23 protein-coding genes are annotated in these 26381 nt (G+C 69.9%); 14 read left to right on the top strand and 9 right to left on the bottom strand.

The features are described from left to right. Window positions 1-4: 4 nt before the first annotated feature. A complete protein-coding gene (pheA, locus tag ACWGST_RS01765; RefSeq protein ID WP_452044920.1) occupies window positions 5-958 on the bottom strand; it encodes a prephenate dehydratase in 954 nt (317 codons plus the stop codon). A gap of 206 nt (window positions 959-1164) precedes the next feature. Here pheA and ACWGST_RS01760 point away from each other — a divergent pair, with 206 nt between their 5' ends. Together ACWGST_RS01760 and pgm are read left to right on the top strand one after the other, a co-directional pair. Next, window positions 1165-2442: a DUF445 domain-containing protein gene (locus ACWGST_RS01760; RefSeq protein ID WP_452044919.1), complete on the top strand. Its 1278-nt coding sequence runs from the start codon at window positions 1165-1167 to the stop codon at window positions 2440-2442. 27 nt (window positions 2443-2469) lie between these two features. Then, the gene (gene pgm / locus ACWGST_RS01755) at window positions 2470-4098 is read left to right on the top strand and encodes a phosphoglucomutase (alpha-D-glucose-1,6-bisphosphate-dependent) (RefSeq protein WP_452044918.1); all 1629 of its coding nucleotides are present in this window, start codon (window positions 2470-2472) and stop codon (window positions 4096-4098) included. 6 nt (window positions 4099-4104) lie between these two features. Here pgm and ACWGST_RS01750 read toward each other — a convergent pair whose 3' ends face one another. Then, window positions 4105-5352, bottom strand: coding sequence for an amidase domain-containing protein (locus ACWGST_RS01750; protein ID WP_452044917.1), 1248 nt, complete (start codon window positions 5350-5352; stop codon window positions 4105-4107). Between the two features lie 158 nt (window positions 5353-5510). Here ACWGST_RS01750 and ACWGST_RS01745 point away from each other — a divergent pair, with 158 nt between their 5' ends. Both ACWGST_RS01745 and ACWGST_RS01740 read left to right on the top strand, forming a co-directional pair. Next, complete coding sequence (locus tag ACWGST_RS01745; RefSeq protein WP_452044916.1) at window positions 5511-5861, top strand: GntR family transcriptional regulator; 351 nt, start codon at window positions 5511-5513, stop codon at window positions 5859-5861. Then, a complete protein-coding gene (locus tag ACWGST_RS01740; RefSeq protein ID WP_452044915.1) occupies window positions 5858-6880 on the top strand; it encodes a DUF1648 domain-containing protein in 1023 nt (340 codons plus the stop codon). Before ACWGST_RS01745 ends, ACWGST_RS01740 begins: the two co-directional genes overlap by 4 nt. Here the strand turns inward: ACWGST_RS01740 and ACWGST_RS01735 are convergent. Then, window positions 6849-8249 carry an MFS transporter gene (locus tag ACWGST_RS01735; RefSeq protein WP_452044914.1) on the bottom strand — a complete coding sequence of 467 codons (1401 nt, stop codon included), beginning with the start codon at window positions 8247-8249 and terminating at the stop codon, window positions 6849-6851. The two genes, ACWGST_RS01740 and ACWGST_RS01735, sit on opposite strands and share 32 nt — an antisense overlap. A gap of 4 nt (window positions 8250-8253) precedes the next feature. Next, window positions 8254-9066: a M15 family metallopeptidase gene (locus tag ACWGST_RS01730; protein WP_452044913.1), complete on the bottom strand. Its 813-nt coding sequence runs from the start codon at window positions 9064-9066 to the stop codon at window positions 8254-8256. Between the two features lie 254 nt (window positions 9067-9320). Here ACWGST_RS01730 and ACWGST_RS01725 point away from each other — a divergent pair, with 254 nt between their 5' ends. The 5 genes from ACWGST_RS01725 (at window position 9321) to ACWGST_RS01705 (ending at window position 14999) form a co-directional block, all read left to right on the top strand. After that, window positions 9321-10574: an ABC transporter substrate-binding protein gene (locus ACWGST_RS01725; RefSeq protein ID WP_452045061.1), complete on the top strand. Its 1254-nt coding sequence runs from the start codon at window positions 9321-9323 to the stop codon at window positions 10572-10574. 102 nt (window positions 10575-10676) lie between these two features. After that, window positions 10677-11681, top strand: coding sequence for a carbohydrate ABC transporter permease (locus tag ACWGST_RS01720; RefSeq protein WP_452044912.1), 1005 nt, complete (start codon window positions 10677-10679; stop codon window positions 11679-11681). Further along, a complete protein-coding gene (locus ACWGST_RS01715; protein WP_452044911.1) occupies window positions 11678-12499 on the top strand; it encodes a carbohydrate ABC transporter permease in 822 nt (273 codons plus the stop codon). The genes ACWGST_RS01720 and ACWGST_RS01715 overlap by 4 nt, the downstream gene beginning before the upstream one ends. 29 nt (window positions 12500-12528) lie before the next feature. Beyond that, window positions 12529-13965 carry a GH1 family beta-glucosidase gene (locus tag ACWGST_RS01710; RefSeq protein WP_452045060.1) on the top strand — a complete coding sequence of 479 codons (1437 nt, stop codon included), beginning with the start codon at window positions 12529-12531 and terminating at the stop codon, window positions 13963-13965. A 29-nt stretch (window positions 13966-13994) separates the two neighbouring features. Next, window positions 13995-14999, top strand: coding sequence for a LacI family DNA-binding transcriptional regulator (locus ACWGST_RS01705; protein WP_452044910.1), 1005 nt, complete (start codon window positions 13995-13997; stop codon window positions 14997-14999). Between the two features lie 230 nt (window positions 15000-15229). Here the strand turns inward: ACWGST_RS01705 and ACWGST_RS01700 are convergent, their stop codons facing one another. Continuing rightward, on the bottom strand, window positions 15230-16045 hold the full coding sequence (locus tag ACWGST_RS01700; protein WP_452044909.1) for an SDR family oxidoreductase: 816 nt from the start codon (window positions 16043-16045) through the stop codon (window positions 15230-15232). Between the two features lie 298 nt (window positions 16046-16343). Here ACWGST_RS01700 and ACWGST_RS01695 point away from each other — a divergent pair, with 298 nt between their 5' ends. After that, window positions 16344-17312 carry a patatin-like phospholipase family protein gene (locus tag ACWGST_RS01695; protein ID WP_452044908.1) on the top strand — a complete coding sequence of 323 codons (969 nt, stop codon included), beginning with the start codon at window positions 16344-16346 and terminating at the stop codon, window positions 17310-17312. Here the strand turns inward: ACWGST_RS01695 and ACWGST_RS01690 are convergent, their stop codons facing one another. The 3 genes from ACWGST_RS01690 to ACWGST_RS01680 all read right to left on the bottom strand — a co-directional run bounded on the left by ACWGST_RS01690 (window position 17313) and on the right by ACWGST_RS01680 (window position 19965). Next, entirely contained in the window at window positions 17313-18224 is a 912-nt protein-coding gene (locus ACWGST_RS01690) for a DNA-methyltransferase (RefSeq protein ID WP_452044907.1), read from the bottom strand. 173 nt (window positions 18225-18397) lie between these two features. Beyond that, window positions 18398-18724: a hypothetical protein gene (locus ACWGST_RS01685; protein WP_452044906.1), complete on the bottom strand. Its 327-nt coding sequence runs from the start codon at window positions 18722-18724 to the stop codon at window positions 18398-18400. Window positions 18725-18915: 191 nt separating this feature from the next. After that, window positions 18916-19965, bottom strand: a complete 1050-nt coding sequence (locus tag ACWGST_RS01680) for a lipoate--protein ligase family protein (RefSeq protein ID WP_452044905.1) — start codon at window positions 19963-19965, stop codon at window positions 18916-18918. 71 nt (window positions 19966-20036) lie between these two features. On the opposite strand from ACWGST_RS01680, the gene ACWGST_RS01675 reads away from it, so the two are divergent. Continuing rightward, a complete protein-coding gene (locus tag ACWGST_RS01675; protein WP_452044904.1) occupies window positions 20037-20681 on the top strand; it encodes a histidine phosphatase family protein in 645 nt (214 codons plus the stop codon). 9 nt (window positions 20682-20690) lie between these two features. Here the strand turns inward: ACWGST_RS01675 and ACWGST_RS01670 are convergent, their stop codons facing one another. Then, window positions 20691-21539, bottom strand: a complete 849-nt coding sequence (locus tag ACWGST_RS01670; RefSeq protein WP_452044903.1) for an alpha/beta hydrolase — start codon at window positions 21537-21539, stop codon at window positions 20691-20693. Between the two features lie 116 nt (window positions 21540-21655). Here ACWGST_RS01670 and ACWGST_RS01665 point away from each other — a divergent pair, with 116 nt between their 5' ends. The 3 genes from ACWGST_RS01665 (at window position 21656) to ACWGST_RS01655 (ending at window position 26342) form a co-directional block, all read left to right on the top strand. Then, complete coding sequence (locus tag ACWGST_RS01665) at window positions 21656-22168, top strand: MarR family winged helix-turn-helix transcriptional regulator (protein WP_452044902.1); 513 nt, start codon at window positions 21656-21658, stop codon at window positions 22166-22168. Between the two features lie 5 nt (window positions 22169-22173). Next, on the top strand, window positions 22174-23622 hold the full coding sequence (locus ACWGST_RS01660; RefSeq protein ID WP_452045059.1) for an MFS transporter: 1449 nt from the start codon (window positions 22174-22176) through the stop codon (window positions 23620-23622). Between the two features lie 287 nt (window positions 23623-23909). After that, complete coding sequence (locus ACWGST_RS01655) at window positions 23910-26342, top strand: M14 family metallopeptidase (RefSeq protein ID WP_452044901.1); 2433 nt, start codon at window positions 23910-23912, stop codon at window positions 26340-26342. Window positions 26343-26381: the final 39 nt, after the last annotated feature.

The raw sequence follows: 26381 nt of genomic DNA, 5'->3' as shown, positions 1-26381 counted from the left end.
CCGATCAGTCGGGCTCGCCGCTCAAGAGGCCGCGCAACCAGTCGCGCGCCTCGATGAAGATGCCGTCATCGTACTTCGAGTGGTAGGCGACCGCCTGCTCGTCGGCCCGAGGATACGAACCGAGGAAGATGACCTTCGGGCTCGTGCGGCGCAGGCCGAGCAGCGCGTCGGCGACGCGCTCGTCGAAGATGTGGCCGTCGACGTCGACCACGAAGCGATAGCGGCCGAGGGCGTCGCCGATCGGCCGCGACTGGATGAGCGAGAGATTCACACCCCGCGTCGAGAACTGCTCGAGCATCGCGAGCAGGGCGCCGGGCTCGTCGTCGGGCAGCTCGACGATGAGGCTCGTCTTGTCGGCGCCGGTGGGCTCGGGCAGTTCGCGCGAGCGGCTGACGAGCACGAAGCGCGTGACGGCGTTGGGGTTGTCGCCGATGTCGCGGGCGAGCACCTCGACGTCGAGATGGTCGGTGATGCCGGGCGGCGCGACGGCCGCGTCGGCCTGGCTGCCTTCGAAGAGGGATGCCGCGGCCGCCACATTGCTCGTCGCGGGAATGTGCCCGTGGTCGGGCAGTTCGCGCTCGAGCCAGCCGCGCGACTGGGCGTAGGCGACGGGGTGGGCGTTGATGACCCGCACGTCGGCGAGCGCGGTGCCGGGCCGGGCCACGAGCACGAAGTTCACCGGCACGAGGTACTCGCCGAGGATGCGCAGGCCCGAGACCGTGGCGAGCGCGTCCTGCGTGGCCGAGACGCCGCCGTCGATCGAGTTCTCGATCGCGATCATCGCGGCGGTCGAGCGCCCGCTCGTGACATCCGCCAACGCCTCGCCGACGTTGTTGACCGGGCGCCAGTGCTTGCCGACCGCGGCGGCGACCTGCTTGAGGGCCGCCTCGGTGAAGGTGCCCGCCGGCCCCAGGTAGGAGTACGTCTGCTCGGGCGGTGTGGGCGCGGCGTCCGTCATCAGGCCAGCCTATGCGCCTCGCGCCGCCCCACCCGCAACCCGCACCACCGCCCCCACCCGCGTCACCCGCGTCCCCCGTCGTGCTGTGTTGCTCGTTCAGGGGATTCGGGCGACACGCCGCGCGCGGGGCCTGGCGGCACGGCGTGTCCCGGAAATCCCCTGAACGGGCAACATGGCGGGGGGCGGGGAGCGGCTAGCGTCGACACATGACGACGATGGTGGAACGCCGGGCCGTGCCGAGTGACGTCGAGCGGGCGGCGGCGCTGCGGCGGATGAAGCGCGTCGCGACGGGGCTGCTGCTCGCGGCGGCCGTCGTGTTCGCGGTGTCGTTCACCCTGCAGGACGAGGTGCCGTGGCTCGCCTACGTGCGGGCGGCGGCCGAGGGCGCCATGGTCGGTGCGATCGCCGACTGGTTCGCGGTGACGGCGCTGTTCCGGCATCCGCTCGGCATTCCGATCCCGCACACGGCGATCATCCCGAGGCGCAAGAACGAGATCGGCGCGACCCTCGGCGCCTTCGTCGAGCACGAGTTCCTCTCGGACGAGGTCGTGCTCGGCAAGCTCCGCTCGATCGGCATCGCCCGCCGGCTCGGTGGGTGGCTCCGGGCGCCGGCCAATGCGGAGCGGCTGACCTCCGAGGCATCCGTCGCCGCACGCGGCGTGCTCACCCTGCTCGGCGACGACGACGTCGAGGACGTGATCGAGCGACTCGCCCGCCGCCACCTCTTCGAACCCGAGTGGGGACCGGCGATCGGCCGGGTCGGCGCACGGCTCGTCGCCGCCGACCAGCAGCGCGCCGCCGTCGACGCCGTGCTCGTGAAGGCCGAAGGCTGGCTCGAGGCGCACCCCGAGGCGTTCGGCAGCATGGTCTCCGACCGGCTGCCCCCCTGGCTGCCGGGATTCGTCGACCGGCTCGTCGACGACCGCGCGGCACGCGAGGTGCTCGCGTTCGTGCGCGCCGTGCGCGCCGACCCGGGGCACCCGCTGCGCTACGCGATCGACCGCTACCTCGCCGAGCTCGCCGACGACCTGCAGCACGACCCGGTGATGATCGCACGGGTCGAGCACCTCAAGGCCGGGCTGCTCGAGAGCCCGCGCGTGCGCGAATTCGCAGGCGAGGCGTGGGCCTCGGTGAAGGCGACGCTCGACGGCGCACTCGCCGACCCGTCGAGCGAGCTGCGGGCCGGCCTGACGGCGGCGGTCGTCGAAGTGGGCGCGCGACTCGTCGCCGATGAGGGCCTCGCCGCGAAGGTCGACACCTGGGTGACGGATGCCGCGGCCTACGTCGTGCGCAACTACCGCCACGAGATCGCCGGGGTCATCACCGAGACCGTCGAACGGTGGGACCCGCGGGAGACGACCGAGAAGCTCGAGCTGCAGGTGGGCCGCGACCTGCAGTTCATCCGCATCAACGGCACCGTCGTCGGGGCGCTCGCGGGCCTCGCGATCTTCTCGATCGCGACCGCCGTGCACACCCTCGTGTGAGCCGCCGCGCGGTGCCAGACTGGGGGCATGCACGAGCGCGCAGGCACCCCGGCCATCGAGTCCGACCTCATCGACGTGGAGGCGCTCGTCAGGGCGTACTACGAGCGGCATCCGGATGCCTCGGTGCCCGAGCAGCGCGTCGCCTTCGGCACCTCGGGCCACCGCGGCTCGGCGTTCAACACCGCGTTCAACGAGGACCACATCCTCGCGATCACGCAGGCGATCGTCGAGTACCGCGCCTCGCAGGGCATCACCGGCCCGCTCTTCATCGGCGCCGACACGCACGCATTGAGCGCGCCGGCGCAGACGACCGCGCTCGACGTGCTCGTCGCGAACCGGGTGCGCGTGCTCGCCGACGAGTTCGACGACTATGTTCCGACCCCGGCGCTCTCGCACGCCATCCTGAAGTGGAACAACGACCCGGCCAAACGTACAGAGGGCGAGGCCGACGGCATCGTCATCACGCCGTCGCACAACCCGCCGCACGACGGCGGCTTCAAGTACAACCCGCCGCACGGCGGCCCCGCCGACTCCGACGCCACGAGCTGGATCGCCGCACGCGCCAACGAACTCATCGAGGGCGGACTGCGCGAGGTCAAGCAGGCCGAGCCGAGCGCCGTCGAGACCTACGACTTCCGCGGCAACTACGTCGACGACCTCGCGAACATCATCGACTTCGACGCGATCCGCTCGGCCGGCGTGAAGATCGGCGCCGACCCGCTCGGCGGCGCATCCGTCTCGTACTGGGGCGCGATCCGCGACCGCTACGAACTCGACCTCACGGTCGTGAACGAGCGCGTCGACCCGACCTGGTCGTTCATGACGCTCGACTGGGACGGCAAGATCCGCATGGACCCGTCGTCGTCGAGCGCCATGGCCTCGGTGCTCGCGAACGCGGGTGCCTACGACATCCTGACCGGCAACGATGCCGACGCCGACCGGCACGGCATCGTCACGCCCGACGGCGGCCTCATGAACCCCAACCACTACCTCGCGGTCGCGATCGAGTACCTGTTCACGCACCGGCCGCAATGGCGAGCGGATGCCGCGATCGGCAAGACCCTCGTCTCGAGCTCGATGATCGACCGGGTCGCCGCGGCGCTCGAGCGACGCCTCTGGGAGGTGCCGGTCGGCTTCAAGTGGTTCGTGCCCGGGCTCGTCGACGGCTCGGTCGGCTTCGGCGGCGAGGAGAGCGCCGGCGCGTCGTTCCTGCGCTTCGACGGCACCGTGTGGACGACCGACAAAGACGGCATCCTGCTGTGCCTGCTCGCGTCGGAGATCCGCGCGGTCACGGGGCGGTCGCCGTCGGAGCTCTACGCCGACCTCGTCGAGCGCTTCGGAGATCCCGCATACGAGCGAACGGATGCCGCGGCATCCGTCGCCCAGAAGGCGGTGCTGGCCAAGCTCGACGGCGACGCCATCTCGGCCACCGAACTCGCGGGCGAACCGATCACGGCGAAGCTCTCGCACGCGCCAGGCAACGGCGCGGCGATCGGCGGCGTCAAGGTGACGACCGAGAACGCGTGGTTCGCGGCGCGCCCGAGCGGCACCGAGGACGTGTACAAGATCTACGCCGAGTCGTTCCAGGGGCCCGAGCACCTGCGGGCCGTGCAGGCCGAGGCGAAGGCGATCGTCGACGCGGCGCTACTTCAGTGAGAAGCGCTACTTCAGTGAGAAGTAGGTGACGCTGCCGCCGCCCGAGGCGAGCGCCTCGTCGACGTTCCAGTAGTCGATGTCTTTCGTGTGACCGCCGACCCAGACCGTCGTGCCGGCGGCGCCTCGGTCGACCCGGGTGACGACGGCCGTGTGGTCGCGGTCGCCCGAGCCGTCCCAGTCGAACTGGGCGATGTCGCCGACCTTCACGAGCCCGCGCTGCGAGTCGTCGAGCGGCGTCGCGAGGTCGGGGCGGCTGTACAGCCAGTCGCGCATGGCGGTCGAGCTCGACCAGCTCGGCGACATCGCGCCGGTCGCCTGGTCGTAGTACCAGCCCGCGTCCATCGCCCAGCCGCGGGCGACGAGCGACTGGCTCGCGAAGTTCGCGCAGTCGACACCGCTCAAGACGGTGTACTGGGCTGTGTTGTAACCACTCCAGTAAGCGAGCACATAGCCCACTTGCGCGTCGATCGCGGGGTTCGAGGTGTACGTCAGCGTGAGCGACGTGGACGACGCGTGCGCCGCGGCCTCGTCGATCTCGGTGAGCTGCGCCGCGAGCGAGGCGGGCGCGGCCGCGCCTGCGACCGTCGCGGTGCCGGGTGCGGCGACGGCGATCGGCGAGCCCGAGGCATCCGTGAACGCGACCGGCACGTCGCCGAGCGAAGTGTCGGCGACCGCCGGCACCTGGAAGGTCAACTGCTCGGGCGCAGCGGCGACGATCGGTGCCGCGACGCCGCCGACCACGACCTGGCCGACCTGGTCGAGCGCCTCCCCCGTGACGGTGACCTGGGTGCCGCCGGTGAACGGCGCGGCGGCCGTCGAGAGCCCGCTCGTCACCGTCGGACGCTTCGCGATCGCGAGCGGCGGCATGAGCACGTCCCCGTCGCCCGAGGCCGAGGCCGACGCCGACGCGCCTGAGGTCGAGGTCGAATGCCGGGCCGCCGCGAGCATCGAGACGTCATCGGCGGATGCCGCGGCGACCGCGCCGAACGCGCTGACACTCAGAATCGCACTCGCGCAGCCGAGCGCCATGAATCGGCGAGGCGCGCCGCTCGACGGTCGCCGGTTCGGCACGCGATCGGCGCGATGGCGCGCGTGGTGCTCGGCATTGCGCTCGGGCCCGGCCACGACCGCGGTCGAGACCGCACCCGTCGGCGCACCCTCGACAGCGGCCGACGCGGGCTCGCGGTAGGTGGAACGTCGGCGGGCGGGAAGATCGGCGGGCTCGACGGCGCGCGAGAAGAAGGGGAGATGCACAGGCGGGATTCCGGGTAGGTGAAACGGAGGGGGGACTTCACACCCCATCACGCGATTTTGTGAGGAACCCTCTCAAACTCTGGGAAGCCGATGAGAGCGGAGTGCAGCGGCATCCATAACTGTTCTAGTATGAATAGAACAGTAGAGAAGGAGTGCCGATGCTGATCCGGGTCGACCCCGCGAGCGATACGCCGATCTTCGCCCAGATCGCCGCCTCGGTGCACGCCGATGCCGCGGCCGGCCGGCTGCGCGCCGGCGATCGCCTGCCCTCGGCCCGCGATGTCGCTGCCGCACTCGGCGTCAACGTGCACACCGTGCTGCGCGCTTACCAAATGCTTCGCGACGAGGGGCTCGTCGACATGCGCCGCGGCCGCAGCGCCGTCGCAACCGACGCCGTCGAACCCCTCGCCCACCTGCACCACGACATCACCGCCCTCGTCGAGCGCGCACGCGCGCTCGGCCTCGGCGCCGACACCCTCGCAGCCCTCGTCAAGGAGACCTACCGATGACCGAACCGATGACCGTTCCCGCCGCCGTCCGCACCGCTCGCCGCCGCTTCCTGCTCGTGGGCAGCATCCTGCCCGCGGCATTCACCCTCGTCGGCGTCGGCCTCATGCTCGCGTGGCTGCCCGAGGTGCCCGCGACGGTCGCCACGCACTGGGGCGGCAGCGGGCCCGACGGGTTCGGCCCCGCGTGGTCGGTTCCGCTCGGCACCGCCGCACTCGGCTTCGGCCTCGTCGCGCTCTTCACCGGCATCATGCTCACCGGCACGCGCGGCGGCCAGTGGGGCGCCATGCTGCGACTGCTCGGTGCCCTGTCGATCGGCACCAACGTGCTGATCGTCGGCGGCGCGACCTGGAGCTTCGGCATGCAGCGCGGGCTCGTCGACGCGCACGACGCCCCCGACATCGGCTGGCCCTTCCTCGTGGTCTCGGTGCTCGCCGTCGCCACGGGCGTCGCCGCCTGGTTCGTGCAGCCGCGCGTCAGCACCGTCGGCGACGTGCCGCCCCGCACCGTGCCACCGCTCGACCTCGCCGCCGGCGAGCGAGCGGTCTGGGTGCGCACCACGACGATGGCGACCTTCGCCGTCGTCCTGATCGTCGTCGCCATCGTCGCCCTCGCGATCGGCACCGCCGTCGTCGCGACCACCGGCTCGTCGTCATGGTGGATCATGCTCGGCGTGACGCTGCTGCTCGTCGTGCTCGCGGCCACGACGACGGTCTTCGTCGTGCGGGTCGACGACCGGGGACTCGTCGCGCGCTCGCCACTCGGATTTCCGCGGTTCGCCGTGCCGATCGACGACGTCGAGACCGTCGCCGTCACGAGCGTGCAACCGACGGCCGAGTTCGGCGGCTGGGGCATCAGGCTCGCGCCCGACGGCGCGTTCGGCATCGTGCTGCGCGCGGGCGAGGCGCTGCAGGTCACGCGCCGTGGCGGCCGCCGCTTCGTCGTGACGGTCGACGACGCCGCCACCGCGGCGGCGCTGCTCGAGGCGCTCAGCGCACGGGCTCGTGCGCCTCGCGACTGACCTCGGCCCCGCGGGATCGCGCAGCCCACAGGGCGGCGACGACGAGCGGCACGAGCACGAGCAGCGCCACGACGTTGACCCCCGCGAAGCCGGCGAGACCCAGCACCACGCCTGACAGGGCAGCGGATGCCGCGGCCGCGAGATTCATCACGGCGTCGGTCGCCCCCTGCAGGGGCACCCTCATCGAGGGAGCGACCGAGGTCGTGAGCAGCGTCGAGCCGCCGATCATGCCGCACGACCAGCCGAGGCCGAGGAGGCCCAGCGCAAGCGGCACGAGCAGCATGTCGTCGGCCGGGGCGAGGATGCCGATGAGCGCGGCGGTCACGAGGATGCCGACGCCGATCAGGATGACGCGGGGCGAGCCGATGCGGTCGGCGAGCCAGCCGACGAGCGGGCTGGCGCCGTACATGCCGACGATGTGGATGCTGATCACGACGCCGACGAGCGCGAGTGAGAGGCCGTGCGCCGTCATGTGCACGGGGGTCATCACCATGACGCCGACCATCACGGTGTGCGAGCAGACGATCGCGAGGATCGCGAAGAGCGAGCGGGGTTCACGGGCGGCGATGCGAAGCGCCTGCCAGGAGCCGATCGCGGCGGGCGCCGCCGCGGGGTCTGCGCTCGCTGTGCTGGTCGAAGCGGAGGGTGCCCCTTCGACAAGCTCAGGGAGCGAGTCGGGGGATTCGGCGATCGGCGGAACCGCTTCGGGCAGCGGCTCCGCCGCGGCATCCGTCGCGGCATCCGTCGCCATGGTGCCCGGCTTCGGCAGCCGCAGCAGCGTCGCGACCAGCAGCGTCGACAGTGCGAACGCGACGCCCGAGAGCAGGAACGGGCCGACGAGCGGCGGCAGTCCGAGCGCGACGCCCACCTCGTCGCCCGTGCTCGCGAGCAGCGGGCCGGCGACCGAGCCGATGGTCGTCGCCCAGAGCACGATCGACATCGAGCGCGCCTCGAAACCCGCGGCGGCGACCTCGGTCGCCGCGAAGCGCGCCTGCAGGCCGGCGGCGCTGCCGGCTCCGAACGCGGCGAGTCCGAGGAACACGAGCGGCACCCAGCCGGTCGCGGCCGCGGCGATCACGAGCACGGCGCCCGTCATCGCGAGCGCGTATCCCGTCGCGAGCGCCACGTGCCGCCCCGAACGCATCGCGAGGCGCGCGAGCGGGATCGCGACGATCGCGGCGCCGAGCACGCTCGCCGACTGGGCGAGGCCGGCGAGGGCGACGACGCCGGTCATCTCTTCGACGAGCAGCGCCGCGACTGCGATGCCCGAGGCGACGCCGACGCCCGCGAGCAGCTGGTTGACGACGAGCACCGTGATCGAGAGGCCGCGATGCGGCCGCGTCGACGGGGTCGCGGTGAGCCGCGACATCCGCTCACTCATAGTCGGGTGCCGCCGGCAGGCCGAAGAACTCTTCGAGCGTCGTGAATCCGGTGTCGCGCATCTGGGTCGCGAGCGGCACGCCCACGTAGCGGTAGTGCCACGGCTCGAACTCGTAGCCCGTGACCGGGGTCTTGTCGGCGGGGTAGCGCAGGATGAACCCGAACCGCCACGCGTTGTCGCGCAGCCAGATGCCCTCGGGGGTGTCGGCGAAGCACACGTCGAGCGAGCAGTCACCGCTGTCGGCACCGATGTCCATGACGAGCCCGGTCTGGTGCTCGCTGAACCCCGGCCGCGCGGTCAGCAGGTCGTCGCCGTCGTAGATCTCCTCTTGCGAGGAGTACGAGCGGAACGCGCTGTTCGAGGCGAGCGTGAGGCCGGCCTCGTCGGATGCCGCCTGGAACATCGCGACGATCGCGTCGGCCGCCTCCTGGCGAAGCATCGGCTCCCACGTGTGCGGCACGTCGACGTCGACGAGGTCGCCGGGCTCGAAGTCCTGCGGGCTCAGGGGGCGCAGCTTGTTCACGACGACCCAGATGCTGTTCGGGTCGTCGAGCGAGTGGGCGGTGCGGTCGAAGGTGTCGACGCCCGCGGGCGGCGGAGCGGCATCGGGTGCCGGTCGAGGGGCGGCGGTCTCCGAAGCGGATGCCGCGGCGCCCGTCGGTCCGCCGGCCGCGGCTCCGCCCGAGACGGCGCCGATCACGACGACCGCGACGGCGATCAGGGCGATGCTCAGGGCGCCCGCGATCACGAGACGCCGCTTCTGCCCGGCTTCGTCGTACGGCTCGTGGCGCTGACTCGATGACACCGTGCGAGTCTACGCCGGGCACGCTCGGGCCTTTCCGTGCGATCCGTGAGAGCGCTCTCTTGACAAACGGGAATGCTCCGTGACAGCATCGTGCATGCGATGATGAGAGCGCTCTCACCAGCCTCGCGCTCCCACCGAACGCAAACGCACCACGTACACCACGCACGACCACGCACCACGCACGCACACCGCACCGCCACCACACACCGCACGCACACAAAGGAGTGACCGTGAAACTCTCACGACCGACCAAGATGATCGCCGCCGCAGCAGGCGCCGCATCCATCGCCCTCATCGCCGCCGGGTGTTCGCCGGCGGGCGAGTCGGGCGGGGGCTCAGACGGGGGCAAGGTCGAACTGACCGTCGCAACGTTCAACGACTTCGGCTACACCGACGAACTCCTGCAGGAGTACATGGACGCGAACCCGAACGTCACGGTCGTCCAGAACAAGGCCGCGACATCGAACGACGCCCGCGCCAACTACTTCCAGAAGCTCGGCAAGAAGGGTCTCGCCGACGTCGAGGCGATCGAGGTCGACTGGCTGCCCGAGGTCATGCAGTACTCCGACCTGCTCGCCGAGGTGCCCGCCGACCTGAACGACCGCTGGCTCGACTGGAAGGTGCAGGCGGCGACCGACGCCGACGACCGTCTGATCGGCTACGGCACCGACATCGGCCCCGAGGGCGTCTGCTACCGCTCCGACCTGTTCGCGGCCGCGGGCCTGCCGACCGACCGCGAGTCGGTTGCGACCCTGCTCGAGGGCGACTGGGCCAAGTACTTCGAGGTCGGCGCGCAGTACTCCGCCGCGACCGGCAAGGCGTGGTTCGACTCCGCCGGCGGCACCTACCAGGGTGTGGTCAACCAGATGGAGGCCGCCTACGAAGACCCCGACACGGGCGAGATCATCGCGACCGAGAACCCCGACGTCGAAGCCGCCTACAACCAGGTGCTCGATGCCAGCGCAACGCAGTCGGCCCACCTCGGCCAGTGGAGCGACGACTGGTTCGCCGGCCTCTCGAACGGCGCGTACGCGACGATGCTCTGCCCGGGCTGGATGCTCGGCGTCATCTCGGGCAACGCCGAGGGCGTCACCACGTGGGACGTCGCGAACGTCTTCCCCGACGGCGGCGGCAACTGGGGCGGCTCGTACCTGACGGTGCCGGCCAACGGCGCGAACGTCGACGAGGCCCAGAAGCTCGCCGATTGGCTGACCGCTCCCGAGCAGCAGATCAAGGCGTTCGTCAACGCCGGCACCTTCCCGAGCCAGACCGAGGCGTTCACCGACCCGGCCCTCATCGACTACACGAACGAGTACTTCAACAACGCACCCGTCGGCCAGATCTTCACCGATCGCGCCAACGCCGTCACGGTGGCGCCGTTCAAGGGCGAGTTCTACTTCCAGATCAACGACGCCATGCAGAAGGCGCTGACCCGGGTCGAAGACGGCACGCAGGACAAGCAGGCCTCGTGGGACCAGTGGGTCTCGGAAGTCGACGCGATCGGCTGATCGCCGGGTAGCCTTCCAGGCACCCTGGGGCGTGCCGCGTCGACCCCGACACGGCGCGGCACGCCCGTTCCCGACCACCGCGCAGCTTCCTGAGAGAGCAACATGACCACCACAGAGACGGATGCCTCGACCGGCACCCGCACGAACGGCCCGGCCGCTCCCCCGCCGCGCCCGCCACGAGGCATCCGTCGCCTGGCCTTCTCGCAGCGACTCAGCCGCTGGGACCTGAAGCTGTCGCCCTACCTCTACATCTCGCCGTTCTTCATCCTGTTCATCGTGGTCGGGCTGTTCCCGATCGCGTTCACCGCCGTGATCTCGTTCATGGACTGGGACCTCGTGCGCGGCACGGGCACCTTCATCGGCTTCGACCAGTACGTCTACGTGCTCACCCAGCCGAAGTTCTGGATCGCGCTGCGCAACACCTTCAGCATCTTCCTGCTCTCGAGCGTGCCGCAGCTCATCCTCGCGATCTTCATCGCCACGATGCTCGACCAGAACATCCGCGCGAAGACCTTCTGGCGCATGGGCGTGCTCGTGCCGTACGTCATGGCCCCGGTCGCCGTGGCCCTCATCTTCAGCAACATGTTCGGCGACAAGTACGGCCTCGTGAACACGATCCTGCAAGACATCGGCCTCTCTCCGGTCATGTGGCACAGCGACGCCTTCGCGAGCCACATCGCGATCGCGACGATGGTGAACTTCCGCTGGACGGGCTACAACACGCTCATCCTGCTCGCCGCGATGCAGGCGATCCCGCGCGAGTACTACGAGGCGGCCGCCATCGACGGCGCCGGTGCCGTGCGGCAGTTCTTCGCCATCACCGTGCCGAGCCTGCGCCCGACCCTCATCTTCGTGATCATCACCTCGACGATCGGCGGCCTGCAGATCTTCGACGAGCCGCGCATGTACGACCAGTACGGCACGGGCGGGGCCGACTCGCAATGGCTGACGATCACCCTCTACCTCTACGACATCGGCTGGGGCCAGTGGAACTTCGGCCGGGCGGCGGCGCTCGCCTGGATCCTGTTCCTCATCATCCTCGCGATCGGCGTCATCAACCTGCTCGTCACCCGCCGCGTGGTGCGCGACGAAGGGAGCACCCGATGAAGCGGCCAGGCTGGTTCGTCTACGCGAGCCTCGCGATCGTGCTCGGCGCAGCACTCTTCCCCTTCTACTGGTCGCTGTTGATCGGCTCGGGCGACGCCTCGACGATCCGCGACCCGAACATGTCGTGGTTGCCCGGCGGCAACTTCCTCGCCAACGCGGCATCCGTCGTGAACGACCCGGCCGTCAACTTCTGGCGCGCGCTCTGGAACTCGATCTACAGCTCGGCACTCATCGCCGCCTCGGTCGTGTTCTTCTCGACGCTCGCCGGTTGGGCGTTCGCGAAGCTGCGCTTCAGGGGCTCGAAGTGGCTGCTCGTCTTCGTCGTCGCGACCATGGCCGTGCCGACCCAGCTCGGCGTCGTGCCGCTCTACATCCTCTTCGCCGACCTCGGCTGGACGGGCAACATCGGCGCGATCATCATCCCCGCGCTGACGAGCGCGTTCGGCGTGTTCTGGATGACGCAGTACCTGCAGCAGGCCGTGCCCGACGAGCTCATCGAGGCGGCTCGCGTCGATGGGGCGTCCTCGTTCCGCACCTTCCTCACCGTCGCGCTGCCGGCGGCGCGGCCCGCCGCCGCGATGCTCGGCCTCTTCACCTTCGTCTCGGCGTGGAACAACTTCTTCTGGCCGTTCATCGTGCTCGACCGCAGTGACCCCACCCTGCCCGTCGCACTGTCACTGCTGCAGTCGAACTTCTTCGTCGACTACTCGATCGTGCTCGCCGGCGTGCTGCTGTCGACCATCCCCCTCCTCATCCTCTTCGTCTTCGCGGGCAAACAGCTCGTGAGCGGCATCATGGCGGGAGCCGTGAAGGGATGACCATCGAACTCGGAGCTGAAACCACCACCATGACCGACACTCTCGCCGGCCCTGCCATCACGACGCGCCCCTTCCCGTCGGACTTCCTCTTCGGCGCCGCGACCGCGGCCTTCCAGATCGAGGGCGCCGCCTTCGAAGACGGCCGCACGGCCTCGATCTGGGACACCTTCTGCCGGGTTCCCGGTGCGGTCGTCAACGGCGACGACGGGGATGTCGCGTGCGACCACTATCACCGCATGCCGCAGGATGTCGCGCTCATGCGAGAGCTCGGGCTCGAAACCTACCGGTTCTCGACTTCGTGGGCGCGGGTGCAGCCCGACGGCGGACCCGTGAACCCGAAGGGCGTCGACTTCTACTCCAGGCTCGTCGACGAGCTGCTCGGCGCCGGCATCAAGCCGTGGCTGACGCTCTACCACTGGGACCTGCCGCAAGCGCTCGAAGACCTCGGCGGCTGGACGAACCGCGACACGGCGTTCCGGTTCCGCGACTACGCGCTCGCGATGCACGACGCGCTCGGCGACCGGGTCGACGTGTGGACGACGCTCAACGAACCGTGGTGCTCGTCGTTCCTGAGCTACACGGGCGGGGCGCACGCACCAGGGCGTCAGGATGTCGCGGCCGGCCTCGCCGCGGGCCACCACCTGCTGCTCGCGCACGGCCTCGCAGTGCAGGCGCTGCGCGAGCGCGCCCCCGAGCTCGAACTCGGCATCACCCTGAACCTCACGGTGGCCAAGCCCGTCGACCCCGCGAGCCCGGGCGACGTCGACGCCGCACGCCGCATCGACGGTCAGTTCAACCGGTTCTTCCTCGACCCGATCTTCCGCGGCGAGTACCCCGCCGACCTGCTCGCCGACGTCGGCCCGCTCGGCCTCGACGCGGTCGTGCAGCCCGGCGACCTCGAGGTGATCTCGACCCCGATCGACACGCTCGGCGTGAACTACTACCACGGCGAGTTCGTGAGCGACCGGCCCGCCGAGCACCCGCTGCTCGCACAGGCGCCGACCGATCGCGCCGTGCGCTCGCCGTTCCCCGCGGCCGACGGCGTCTACAACCACCCCCAGGGCCTGCCGCTCACCGCGATGGAATGGGAAGTGCAGCCCGACGGGCTGCGCGAGTTGCTCGTGCGGGTGCACGGCGACTACGCGGCATCCGCCGGCGTTCGTCTCTTCGTGACCGAGAACGGCGCCGCCTACGACGACGTCGTGACCACTGACGGCGCCGTACACGATGCCGAGCGCACCGAGTTCCTCGAGGCGCACCTCGGGGCGATCCTCGACGCGATCGACGAGGGCGTGCCCGTGCACGGCTACTTCTACTGGTCGCTCATGGACAACTTCGAATGGGCGTGGGGCTACGACAAGCGCTTCGGCATCGTGCGCGTCGATTACGAGACGCAGGAGCGCACCGTGAAAGACAGCGGTCTCGCGTACGCCGAGATCATCCGCGGGCGAGCGCTGCGGAAATAGACTGACCCAGACGAGGGGGTGGTGAACGGATGCGCGCAACGGCGCCGACGCTCGAGGCGGTCGCACGAGAGGCGAACGTCTCCCGAGCGACCGTGAGCCGGGTGGTCAACGGCTCGCCGAAAGTGCGCCCCGACGTCGTCGAGGCCGTGAACACGGCGATCGCGAAGCTCAACTACGTGCCCAACCGCGCGGCCCGCTCGCTCGCGAGCCGCACCTCGGGCGCGATCGCACTCATCGTGCCCGAAGACACGACCCGGTTCTTCGGCGACCCGTACTTCGCCGCGATCGTGCAGGGCATCACGCGACGCCTCGACGAGAGCGACTACCTGCTGAACCTGCTCGTCGCCTCGACCGACCCCGGGCACAAGACCATGCGCTACCTCAGGTCGGGCATCGTCGACGGCGCGGTCGTCGTCTCGCACCACGAGGGCGACGAACTGCAGCACGCGGTCGGCCTGAGCGTGCCGCTCGTGTTCGGCGGCCGGCCGTCGTCGGGGGCCGACGAGCACATCTTCGTCGACGTCGACAACGTCGAGGGCGGGCGGCTCGGCACCCAGCACCTCATCGACATCGGGCGGCGTCGCATCGGCACGATCGCGGGCCCGCTCGACATGCCAGCCGGCGTCGACCGGCTCTCCGGGTTCCGTCGAGCGCTCGAGGCCGTCGAGCTGCCGACCGACGCCGTCGAGATCGCCGATTTCACCGCTGCGGGCGCCGTCGCCGCCACCCGGCGCCTGCTCGACCGGGTGCCCGACCTCGACGGACTCTTCGTCGCGAGCGACCTGATGGCGACCGGTGCTCTGGCCGTCCTGCGCGAACGCGGCTACTCGGTGCCGGGCGACATCGCCGTCGTCGGCTTCGACGACAGCCCCGCGGCATCCTCGTCCTCGGTGCCGCTGACCACCGTGCACCAGCCGTCTGAGCAGATGGGCTTCGAGATGGCCGACCTGCTGCTGCGCCACCTCGCCGGCGACCCCGAGGTGCCGCGCCGCAGCATCATGCCGACCCGGCTCGTGCGGCGCGCCTCGGCGTAGGCGCCGCCGGCTCTCCTCCCTCCGCGCCTCCGCACGCTCCCGCGATGGTTTGCGCCCCAGAGGACGAACTGCGCATGACCTCCGCGGCGCGAACCGTCGCGTGAAAGCGTGGGCGTGGCGGAATCCGCTACGCCGAATCAGCGACGTCGAGTCCGAGGTGTCGCGCTGCGGTCATGGTCGCATAGTGCGCGATCGATCACATGCAGTCATCGAGACGTCTTGGCGGCGCGCTACACAACGGGTCTCATGTCGGCGATCCACTCGGAGAAGGTCTGGCGACCCAGCACCGCCCCTGGTCCGGGGAGCACCGATCCGTCGCGCATCGCGCGCCCGAAGGCCCCGGGCAACGTCACCGCTGGAATGCGCCCGGTGTGCCCGGTCGCACCCGCGTAGGCGCGAATCATTTCGGGCATGTGCTCCTCACGGGGTCCGGCCAAGTCGGGAACCCTTCCCGCGGGGGGCGCGACGGCGAGTTCAACGAGGTGTTGGGCCACCTCGTGCGCGGCGATCGGCTGGATGAGCATGCGCGGTGCCAGGTGGATCGGTCCCACCATCGCTCGGGCATACATCTGAGCGGCGAACTCGTGAAACTGCGTTGCGCGCAGGATGGTCCACGGCACGGTGCCCGCCTCGACCAGGGCTTCCTGCGCGACCTTTCCGGCGTAGTACGCCACGGGTGCTCTGTCGATCCCGACGATCGACAACGCCACGTGATGCTTGACATTCGCTCGACGTTCGGCGTCGAGCAGCGCCCGCGTCGTCGTCGTGAAGAACTCGGTCGACACCTTGGCCGAAGTCGTCTGCACACCCGCGACATCGATCACGACGTCGACGCCGTGCAGCGCGGTGTCGAGCCCCGCTCCCGTTCGCAGGTCGACGCCGTTGCCCCGCGTCAGTACGACGACGTCATGGCCGTGTTCTCGCGCGACCTCGACGACGTGGGTGCCGACCACACCGGTTCCTCCGGCGACGGCGACCTTCACTTCGCAATCTCCATGCTTCGATTGTGGCCGAAGTCGGACTCGTCGACTCGACCGACTCGGCATGCGCTTGAGCGACGAGACGGAGAGTTGAACAGCGCGGCGCGGCGGCTCATTCTCGAGGGGTGGCTCTCGCCAGCGACATCCCGAACGTGCTCGCCTCGTTTCGCAAGACCGCGCGCGGCGGAGCCCTTGTGGGGCGCGGGGAGGGCGTGCTACCGTTCCCGTCGATCGTGATCCGACGGCAGGAGGTGAGACCCATGAACGCAGTTTCCGCAGTGGGTGCTCCCCTGCAGTGCACGATCGCGCGACTGAGGTAGTCGCCACCGGGAGCGCCCACAGGCATTCGCGAAAGGCGACTCCCATGAACGACACCACATTGAACGACACCACGCTCGACGACTCCGCCGTCGACGACTCCGCTTCCACCCGATCGCAGCGGGCACTCGTGCTCGGCGGCGGCGGATCCACCGGCAACGCCTGGCTCATCGGCGTCGCCGCCGGCCTGTACGACGCCGGACTCGACCTGACCACCGCCGAGCTGACCATCGGCACCTCTGCAGGCTCGACCGCCGCGGTGCAACTGGCGGGCGCAGCACCGCCCGAGCTGTACGCGGCGACGCTCGCCCCGGTGCCGCCGCGGGCCGCTCCCCCGGCGCCGGGTCGACCCGCCGCGGGGCCCGACCGGACTCAGGCACCGAACCGTCCCGCGGTCGACCCCTTGGCGCGGCTCCTCGCGATCATCGCCTCGGCATCGGATGCGGTCGACCTGCGTCGCAGGCTCGCTGCGACCGCACTCGAACTGGATGCCGCGTCGGATGGCTCGTGGTCGGCGCAATGGCGCTCCGTCGTGGCGGCGCGACTGCCCGATCAGCACTGGCCCGAGCGCACCGTGCTCATCACCGCGCTCGACGCTCGCACCGGTGAACCGGTCGTGTTCGACCGCGACAGCGGGATCGACTTGGTCGACGCAGTGGCCGCGAGCTGCTCGAACGGCCTGCCCTACCGCATCGGCGACGAGCGATACCTCGACGGCGGGTTCCGGTCGAATGCCGAGAACGCCGATCTGGCCGCCGCGTACGGCCGAGTGCTGGTGCTGTCGCCGTTCGGCGGCAGATCACTGGTGCCGCAGGCCTGGGGCACGCACCTCGCCTCGCAGCTCGACGAGCTGCGCGCGGGCGGCAGCAGGGTCGAGACGATTTTCCCCGTCAGCGATGCCGAGCACCTCTTCGGCCCGAACGGGATGGATCTCTCATTGCGCCCGGCCGCAGCTCGGGCCGGCTACGAGCAGGGCCTGGCCCTCGCCCCTCGCCTCGCCGAGTTCTGGCGCTGATCACCCCCGGCCGTCGTCGAACGTCACGCCCGCGACATCCTTGAATCTGCCCTTCATGACGGCGATCGCGTCGGCGTGCGAGTCGATGAGCACGAAACGCCGGCCGAGCGTCGCGGCCACCGCGCCCGTCGTGCCGGAACCGGCGAAGAAGTCGAGCACCCAGTCGCCCTCGCGGGTCGACGCCTGCACGATGCGCCGCAGGATGCCCTCGGGCTTCTGCGTCGGGTAACCCGTCTTCTCATGCCCGCCGGGCGAGACGATCGTGTGCCACCACACGTCGGTCGGCAGCTTGCCGAGCGCCGCCTTCTCGGGCGTCACGAGCCCCGGAGCCATGTACGGCTCGCGGTCGACGGCGGTCGAGTCGAACCAATAGGCCTTGGGGTTCTTCACGTACACGAGGATCGTGTCGTGCTTCGTCGGCCACTTGCGCTTCGTCTTCGCGCCGTAGTCGTAGGCCCAGATCAGCTCGTTGAGGAAGCACTCGCGCCCGAACAGTGCGTCGAGCAGCACCTTCGCGTAGTGCGCCTCGCGATAGTCGAGGTGCAGGTAGAGGGTGCCGTCGTCGGCGAGCAGCCGCCACGCCTCGATGAGCCGCGGCTCGAGAAATCCCCAGTAGTCGTCGAAGCGGTCGTCGTAGCGCAGCAGGTCGCCGCGGATGCGCTCGTAGCGCTGACCCGCGAAGCCGGTGACGGTTCCAGCGGTGTGCACCGGCGCAGGCGCAGCGCCCGGGTCATCCATCGCGCCCTGGTCTGGCTCGGCCACGCGCACATGGCGGGTCGATTGGCGCGACTGCACCCGGCCGGTGTTGAACGGGGGGTCGAGGTAGACGAGCGTGAAGCTGCCGTCGGGAAAGGTCGGCAGCACGTCGAGGTTGTCCGCATGGATGATGCGGTTCGATTCGTCGGCGCTCACGCGCTCCAGTCTGCCAGTGTCGCGGAAACAGGCCGACACGCCGCGGGTGCATTCGAAACAGGTGCCTGCGCGGCGTGGTGCAACCGAGGTGCCTGTTCTCGGAACGAAGACGCGGGGCTGCGATGCGAGGGCTGGGAGCGAGGGCTAGGAGGGAGGGGGCTGGAGCTGGGCGCTCAGACGTCGAGGCGGATCGTGCCGCGGAAGCGGTCTGCTCGGGCGGGCTCGGGCCGCGAGGCATCCGTGCCGTCGTCGGCGAAGGCGATGCCCTTGTCGCCGTCACCCGGAAGCGGCGCAGGAGCCGGCAAGCGGCTCTGCCGGTCGAGTTCGGCCTGGGCCTCGTGCTTGCGCGGCGCGAAGACCTCGTCGCCGATCATCATGACACCGCCGCCACCGCCGCCGCGCTTGGTCTTGTCGGAGAGGTCGATCCAGCCGCGCCGCACGGCGAACACCACGAAGGCGACGACGAGCGCGGCGATGCCGAGCCAGATCCAGGGTTCCACCCGGCGATTCTAACGGGGATCGCTGAGCCTTCCTCGCACGCGCCACGTGCTCGTCGGTTCGCCCGTGTGCCGAGTTGCAAGAAGATTCGGGCGACGCGCCGTCTCGCCCCGGCGTGTCGCGCGAAACGTCGTGCAACTCGCGAATGCGAAGGTCGGGCAACGGGGGTCGGACGTCCCGAGATCCGCCGCGCTCACGGAACCCGGTACAGCCACTCGCGTGTCGCGAACTTCGACTCGACGAGCGCCTCGGCCTCGGCGAGCTCATCGGCGCTCACCGTGCCGGGCGCGGCCCCGTAGAGCGAGGTGAAGGTCTGCTTCAGCGCCTCGATGATCGCCGCCCGTGACAGCCCGGTCTGCGAGCGCAGCGGGTCGACGCGCTTGGCCGCCGAGGCGATGCCCTTGTCGCTGATCTTCTCGCGCCCGATGCGCAGCACCTCGAGCATCTTCTCGTTGTCGATGTCGTACGCCATCGTCACGTGGTGCAGCACGCCGCCCGAGCCGAGTCGCTTCTGCGCGGCGCCGCCGATCTTGCCCGCGGGGCTCGCGATGTCGTTGAGCGGCTGGTAGGTCGCCTGGATGCCGAGGCCGCGCAGCCCCTGCAGCACCCAGTCGTCGAGAAACGCGTAGGAGTCGGCGAAGCTCATGCCCTGCACGAGCTCGCCCGGCACGTACAGCGAGTACGTGACGACGTTGCCCTTCTCCATCATCATCGCGCCGCCGCCCGAGATGCGGCGCACGACGTCGAAGCCGTACTTCTCGGCGCCCTCGGGGTCGACCTCGTTCTTCACCGACTGGAAGCTGCCGATGACGACGGCCGACTCCTCCCACTCCCAGAACCGCAGGGTGGGCTTGCGGCGCCCCTCGCCGACGCGGGTCGCGAGCACCTCGTCGAGCGCGAGGTGGGTGCGCGGCGGCACGGCCGCGTCGTGCACGACCTCCCACTCGTAGTCGGCCCAGGCCGTGGCGTCGGTCAGGGCACGCCGCACGGCGACCGCGACCGCGTCGGCCGAGAAGCCGAGCATGACGGCGTCGCGCCTGAGGCCGGCGGTGATCGCGGCCGAGATCTGCTTGGCATCGGATGCCGCGGGCAGGCCGTCGAGCGCCGCATCGATGTCGCCCAACGCCTCGTCTGGTTCGAGGAAGAAGTCGCCCGCGACCCGCGGGTTCACGATCACGCCGTCGGCGACATCGAAGTCGACGACCACGAGCTTGCCACCGGGCACCTTGTATTCACCGTGCATGCGGTACAGCCTACGGACACCGCACGACACCGCGCGCGGCCTACGATCGAGGGAACGGCAGGGGGCCTGAGATGACGACGTTCTACCTGGCACGCCACGGCGAGACGATCTGGCATGCAGAACACAGATACGCCGGCAATTCGGATGTCGCGCTGACGCGACACGGACTCGGACAGGCCGCCGCCCTCGGCGCGTGGGCGGTCGACGCCCGGCTCGACGCGATCGTGGCGTCGCCGCTCAGCCGGGCCCGGCGTTCGGCCGCGCCGTCGGTCGAAACCACCGGACTCGCTCTGCGCATCGACGACCGGCTGGTCGAGATCGACTTCGGCGTCGGCGAGGGGCTCACACCCGAGGAGCTCGCCGAGCGGTTCCCCGACGAGTGGGCGGCGTTCTGCCGGGCGCCGGCGACGGACCCGTTCCCCGGCGGCGAGCGCGGGCGCGACGGCATCGCTCGGGCGCTGCCGGTCTTCGACGAGCTCGCCGAGGAGTTTCCCGACGGCCGCGTGCTGATCGTGGCGCATGCGACCCTCATCAGGCTGTTGTTCTGCGAGCTCGCGGGCATGGATCCCGACGGCTACCGCGACCTGCTGCCCGTGCTCGGCAATTGCAACGTGACGACGATCGTCTACCCCTGGGCGACGGAGTCGCAGCTCACGAGCCACCCGCGCATCAGGCTGCTCGGCTTCGACGTGCCGCCCGGGCGCGCGGCGATCTGAGGCGCCGGCTCAGTCGACCGCGAACCGTTCATCGAGCCACGCCACGAGGTCGGCCCGCACCTCGTCGCGATTGGTCTCGTTGAAGACCTCGTGGCGCGCGCCCTCGTAGACGATGAGTTCGACGTCGACGAGGCCTGAACGGCGCACGTACGCGTTCGCGAGCTTCGCCGCACTCCGCTCGCCGCCGAGCGGGTCGTCCGACCCGACCATGATGAGCAGCGGCAGTTCGGGCGGCAGCCCCCGCGCCGGTCGGCCGACGAGGCGCAGCGCGTCCATCGTGCCGAAGAGCTTCCGCAGCGGCACGTCGGTCGTGTACGGGTCGGCCATGAAGGCCGGCGCGACCTCGGGGTCGCGGCTGAGCCACTCGACCGAGGTCGGCCCGAGGTGCTTGTGCCGTGCGTTCAGGTCGCCGCCGTTCATGTCGAACGGCGTGCGGTAGGCGGTGCCGGTGAGCACGACGCCGTCGTACTCGTCTGCGCTGCGGTTCACGATGATCTGCGCAATGAGCGAGCCCCACGAGTGGCCCAGCAGCACGAGCGGCAGTTCACCGCCTTCGGCGTCGCGGATGACGCTGCTGAACTGTTCGACCGCATCGATCGCGGCCCTGAGCCCGCCGGGGCCGAGACGGCCCATGCGCGTCAGGTCGCCGCCGTGCTGCTCGAACCCGGTCTGCCCGTGCCCGCGGTGATCGTCGGCCCACACCGAGTACCCGGCGGCGTTCAGCGCCTCGATGAGCTCGGTGTAGCGCCCGATGTGCTCGCCGACGCCGTGCGCGAGCTGGATCACCGCGCTCGCGTCGGGCACCCGCCACGACTCGTAGTGGATCCGGACCCCGTGCGCGTCGGTGAAGGTCGCCATTCCGACATCATGGCAGGCCTGCTCCCGCGCCGGCAGGCCTGCCCTCGGGCCCGTGAGGTGATCCCATCCCGATTTACACAGGTAATTAGCATGGCTAATTTGTTAGACTAAGCAATATGACGGATGCCTCGACCACTGCCTCGATCGAACGAGCGGCACCCGGGGCGCCTGCCGAAGAGTCGCCTGCGCGCGCGACATCCGCTCGCCGTCAGACGCTCGCCGAACAGAGCACCGAGCTGCGCATCGCGATCATGCGCCTCGCCCGTCGGCTCCGGCAGGAGCGCACCGAGACCGAGCTCAGCGGCTCGCAGTTCTCAACCCTCGGCTGGATCGCAAGCGAGGGCCCGCTCACGATCGGCCGCCTCGCCGAGCTCGAGCGGGTCACCGCGCCGTCGATGAACCGCACCGTCAACTGCCTCGTCGACGCCGGCTACGCCGCGCGCACCGCATCCCCCGACGACGGCCGCAAGGTCATCGTCACGGCCACCGACACCGGCGAATCGATCGTGCTCGCCACCCGCCGACGCCGCGACGCCTGGCTCGCCAAGCGCTTCGCCGCCCTCACGCCCGACGAGCGCGAGACCCTCACCGCCGCCACGACCATCCTCAGGAGGCTCATCACCCAGTGAGTGCAATGTTCCGCTCCCTCTCTCACCGCAACTACCGCATCTGGTTCATCGGGGCCCTCGTCTCGAACGTCGGCGCGTGGATGCAGGCCACCGCCCAGAACTGGGTGGTGCTCACCGAACTCACCGACAACGACGCCTTCGCCGTCGGCATCACCATGGCCCTGCAGTTCGCACCGCAGCTGCTGCTCGTGCCCATCACCGGCCTCATCGCCGATCGCTTCGACCGCCGCAAGATCCTCATGATCACGCAGTCCCTGCTCATGCTGCTCGGACTCGCGCTCGGACTCCTGCTCATCCTCGGCCACGCCGAGCTCTGGCACCTCTACCTCTTCGCGTTCGCGTTCGGCCTCGTGAACGCCGTCGACAACCCCGCACGGCAGACCTTCGTCTCCGACCTCGTCTCGAACGCCGACATGTCGAACGCGGTGGCCCTGAACTCGGCGTCGTTCAACACCGCCCGCATGATCGGCCCGGCCGTCGCGGGCCTGCTCATCGTGCTCGTCGGCTCGGGCTGGGTGTTCGTCATCAACGCGATCAGCTTCCTGGCCGTGCTCGGTGCGCTCGCGATGCTTCGCGGACGGCAATTGCAGCGGATGCCCCGGGCCACACGTGCCCGAGGGGAGTTCGTCGCGGGCTTCCGCTACGTACTGGGGCGGCCCGATCTCGTCGTCGTGTTCGTCATGGTCTTCCTCATCGGCGCCTTCGGCATGAACTTCCCGATCTTCTCCTCGACGATGGCGGTCGAGTTCGGCCGCGGCGCCGGCGAGTACGGACTGTTGTCGTCGATCCTCGCGATCGGGTCGCTGACCGGAGCACTCCTCGCGGCACGTCGCGAGCGTGCCCGCATCCGGGTGATCATCCTGGCCTGCGCCTTCCTCGGCTTCGCCACGCTGACCGCCGCGCTCATGCCCGACTACTGGACCTTCGCCGCCTCCACGATCCTCATCGGGCTCGGCGCGGTGACGATCCTCACGACCGCGAACGGCTACGTGCAGACCACCACGAAACCCGAGCTCCGCGGCCGCGTGATGGCGCTGTACATGGCGATCCTCGCGGGCGGCACGCCGATCGGTGCCCCGATCGTGGGCGCCGTCGCCGACGGCTTGGGTCCGCGCTGGGCGCTCGGCCTCGCGGCCGTCGCGGCGACCGTCGCTGCCCTCATCGGCGCCGGCTGGCTCGTGGTGTCACGGGGAATGCGGCTCGCGCGGCATCCGGAATACGCCTGGCGGCCCGTCGTACGATTCGCGGATGCCCCGACCGCCGCGATCGCGGCCGTCACCACGCAGGCCGTGCCGACCCTGCGGGTCGACCAGTTCGAACGGGAATTCGGCCGGGATCGTGAGGCGGACCGCGAGCTCGTGCCGACCGTGCCGAACGACCGCCTCGTACCCGCCGACTTCTCCGAAGAAGTGGCGCTCACCTCGCCGATCCGGCTGCCGGCGTCGCGCACGTAGTTCTTCAGGGCGAACCGGGCGAGTGCGTGCCGCTCCAGGCGGGCGAACGCCTCGAAAATGCATACTTCGCGCACACGGTGATGTGTCACACTGCGCATTCTGGCAAGTACGTTGCATACGTATTGACTTGTGGTCTCGGCACCCGCTAGACAGAGCGAAGCACCGACCCGGCAATCCCCGCTGTGTCGGTGCCGTCGGAGTGAAGTCCCCAGGTACCAGCTCCACCCCCCTCGCACGGCTCCGGCTCGATTGCACGATCATGCAACTCAACGAGGAGGGAACCACTGATGGCAACATCGAAACGTACTCGGCTGCTCGGCAGGTCGGCGGTCATCGCCGCACTCGCAGGCCTGGCACTCACCACGCTCACACCGTTCAGCCCGGCGGCCGGCACCGAGGTGCTGCCCGATCTCACCCACGACGCCGATGAAGCGGTCGCCGTCGTCGAGGTGATCGTCGCCGACCACACGGAACTCGATCGACTCGTCGACACCGGCATCGACCTCGATCACGGCGTCCGGCAGAACGAGGACGGCACGCTGACCGCGCAGGCGATCATCAGCGACGGCGAAGCCGACGGGCTGCGCGCCCGCGGATTCACGGTCGGCGAAACGCTGTACGACGAGAACGACAGTGCTGCCGTCATGGACGACCGCACCGCGACCATCGCGGCCGCGGAGCAGGCGAACACGACGTTCGCCGCGGAGGCCGCCGCCGATGCGTCCGACGTGAGGATCATCCGTGCCGACTACTACACCTCCTTCGGGGTCGGATACCTCTCGGTCGAGGCGAAGTTCGCGGACGGCCAGACCAGCACCGCTCCCCTGACGGTCGTCCGCGACAGCGGCTCCGGAACCGAGCGCGGGTCGGGCGGCACGCAGAACATCACCCGCTTCGTCGACGCGGGCGTGTACCTCTACCACCGCGGCGCCGCACAAGTCGCCGTCCGGCCGGACACGATCCAGATCACCAGCCCGACCGGCGACGTCGCCACCGCGAAGGTCACCGACTGGCTGCCGCTCGACGGCGAGGAGAGCTCGGACCCGAGCTACCAGCGCGACTTCATCACGTCGTACCTCACGCCGCAGGAGCTCACCGCTCGGATCCAGTCGCTGGCGGCCGAGTTCCCCGACCTCGCCGAGATCGTCGAGATGCCGAACCAGACCGCGGGCTACCAGCGTCATGCGCAGGCCGTCCTCGGCAACGCGAACCAGAACCGCGTGGGGATCGACTCGAAGGCCTGGGGCCATGAGGGCGGCAACGACGTCACCGTCGCGCTGACCTCGACCGGCGCCGCGAACGCACCGTTGTCGGTCTCGGTCGCCGGCTCGGCGATCACCGTGGGCCTGTCGACGGACGCGGGCGGCGCCGTCACCAGCACCGCAGCCCAGGTCGTCTCCGCGATCAACGCCTCGCCCGAGGCATCCGCCCTCGTCTTCGCCTACACCTACCGCGGGAACGCGGGCACGGGTGCGGTGGCGCCGGCGACCGCGACGCTCGACGACGGGCTCAACGCGCCCGAGAGCGTGGCGCGCGGACCCCAGTCGGTGTACGCGCTGCAGATCGGCAAGGTCCGCGACGGCTCGAAGCCGGGCGTGCTCTTCTACGCCCAGGAGCACGCGCGCGAGTGGGTTCCGCCGCTCGTCACGATCGAGACCGCGGAGCGCCTGCTCCGCAACTACGCGTCGGACGCCGAGACGAAGAAGCTCGTGAACAACCTGGAGATCTGGATCGTCCCGACGACGAACCCCGACGGCGGCACGTACTCGTTCTACGACTTCGCCTCGCAGCGGAAGAACATGGTGAACTACTGCCCGATCACCGGCAACGCCGACTTCAACGGCCGCAACTCCTGGGGCGTCGACGTCAACCGCAACTACGACGAGTACAGCCTGTTCGACGGCTTCAGCGGCGGCGGCACCTCGTGCACCGGTGGGACCTACTCCGGGCCGAGCGAGTTGAGCGAGTCGGAGAGCCGGAACATCGACTGGATCGCCGCGAACAACCCGAACATCACGTTCTCGATGAACCTGCACAGCTCGGGCAACTACTTCATGTGGTCGCCGGGCGCCTACCGGTCGAGCGACCGCCTCACGGCGCCGCGTCCGACGCTCGAGGAGGAGTCGTTCTTCTGGGGCGCCTCGTCGCGGATCCTGACCGCGATCAAGGAGTACCGCGGCATGTCGGTGACGCCGGCACGAACCGGCCCCGTCGCTGACGTGCTGTACTCGGCCGCCGGCAACTCGGGCGACATGCTCTGGTACAAGTACGGGATCAACGCGTGGGACTTCGAGGTCGGCACGTCGTTCCAGCCGCCGTTCGAGAACGAGGACCCCACCGGCGGATCGGCGCATGCCGAGTCGCAGGAGTTCTCGAACGGGCTCATCGCACTCCTCCAGGTCGCGGTCGACCACGAGAAGGATCACCAGCGCCCGGTGAGCACGGTCACGGCCGTACCGAGCGCTGAGGCCGGCATGGTCGACGTCACGTTCGAGACCTCCGAGCCCGCATCGGTGTTCTACACCCTCGACGGCTCGAAGCCGACCTTCGAGTCGACGATGTACGGCAGCGCAGGCGTCCGCGAGGGCGCTGAGACGCTGACCGTGCCCGCCGGCACGAAGATCAACTGGTTCTCGGTCGACTCGTCCGGCAACGTCGAGAAGAACTACCGGCCCGACGGCAACAGCGGTTCGAACTTCAACAAGGCGACCGTGAAGTAGGTCCGCCATGGAACGGCTGCGGCCGCGGCATCCCCGGAT

Source organism: Agromyces sp. NPDC055520, from assembly GCF_053619715.1.
This window is presented reverse-complemented; position numbering and strand designations above follow the sequence as displayed.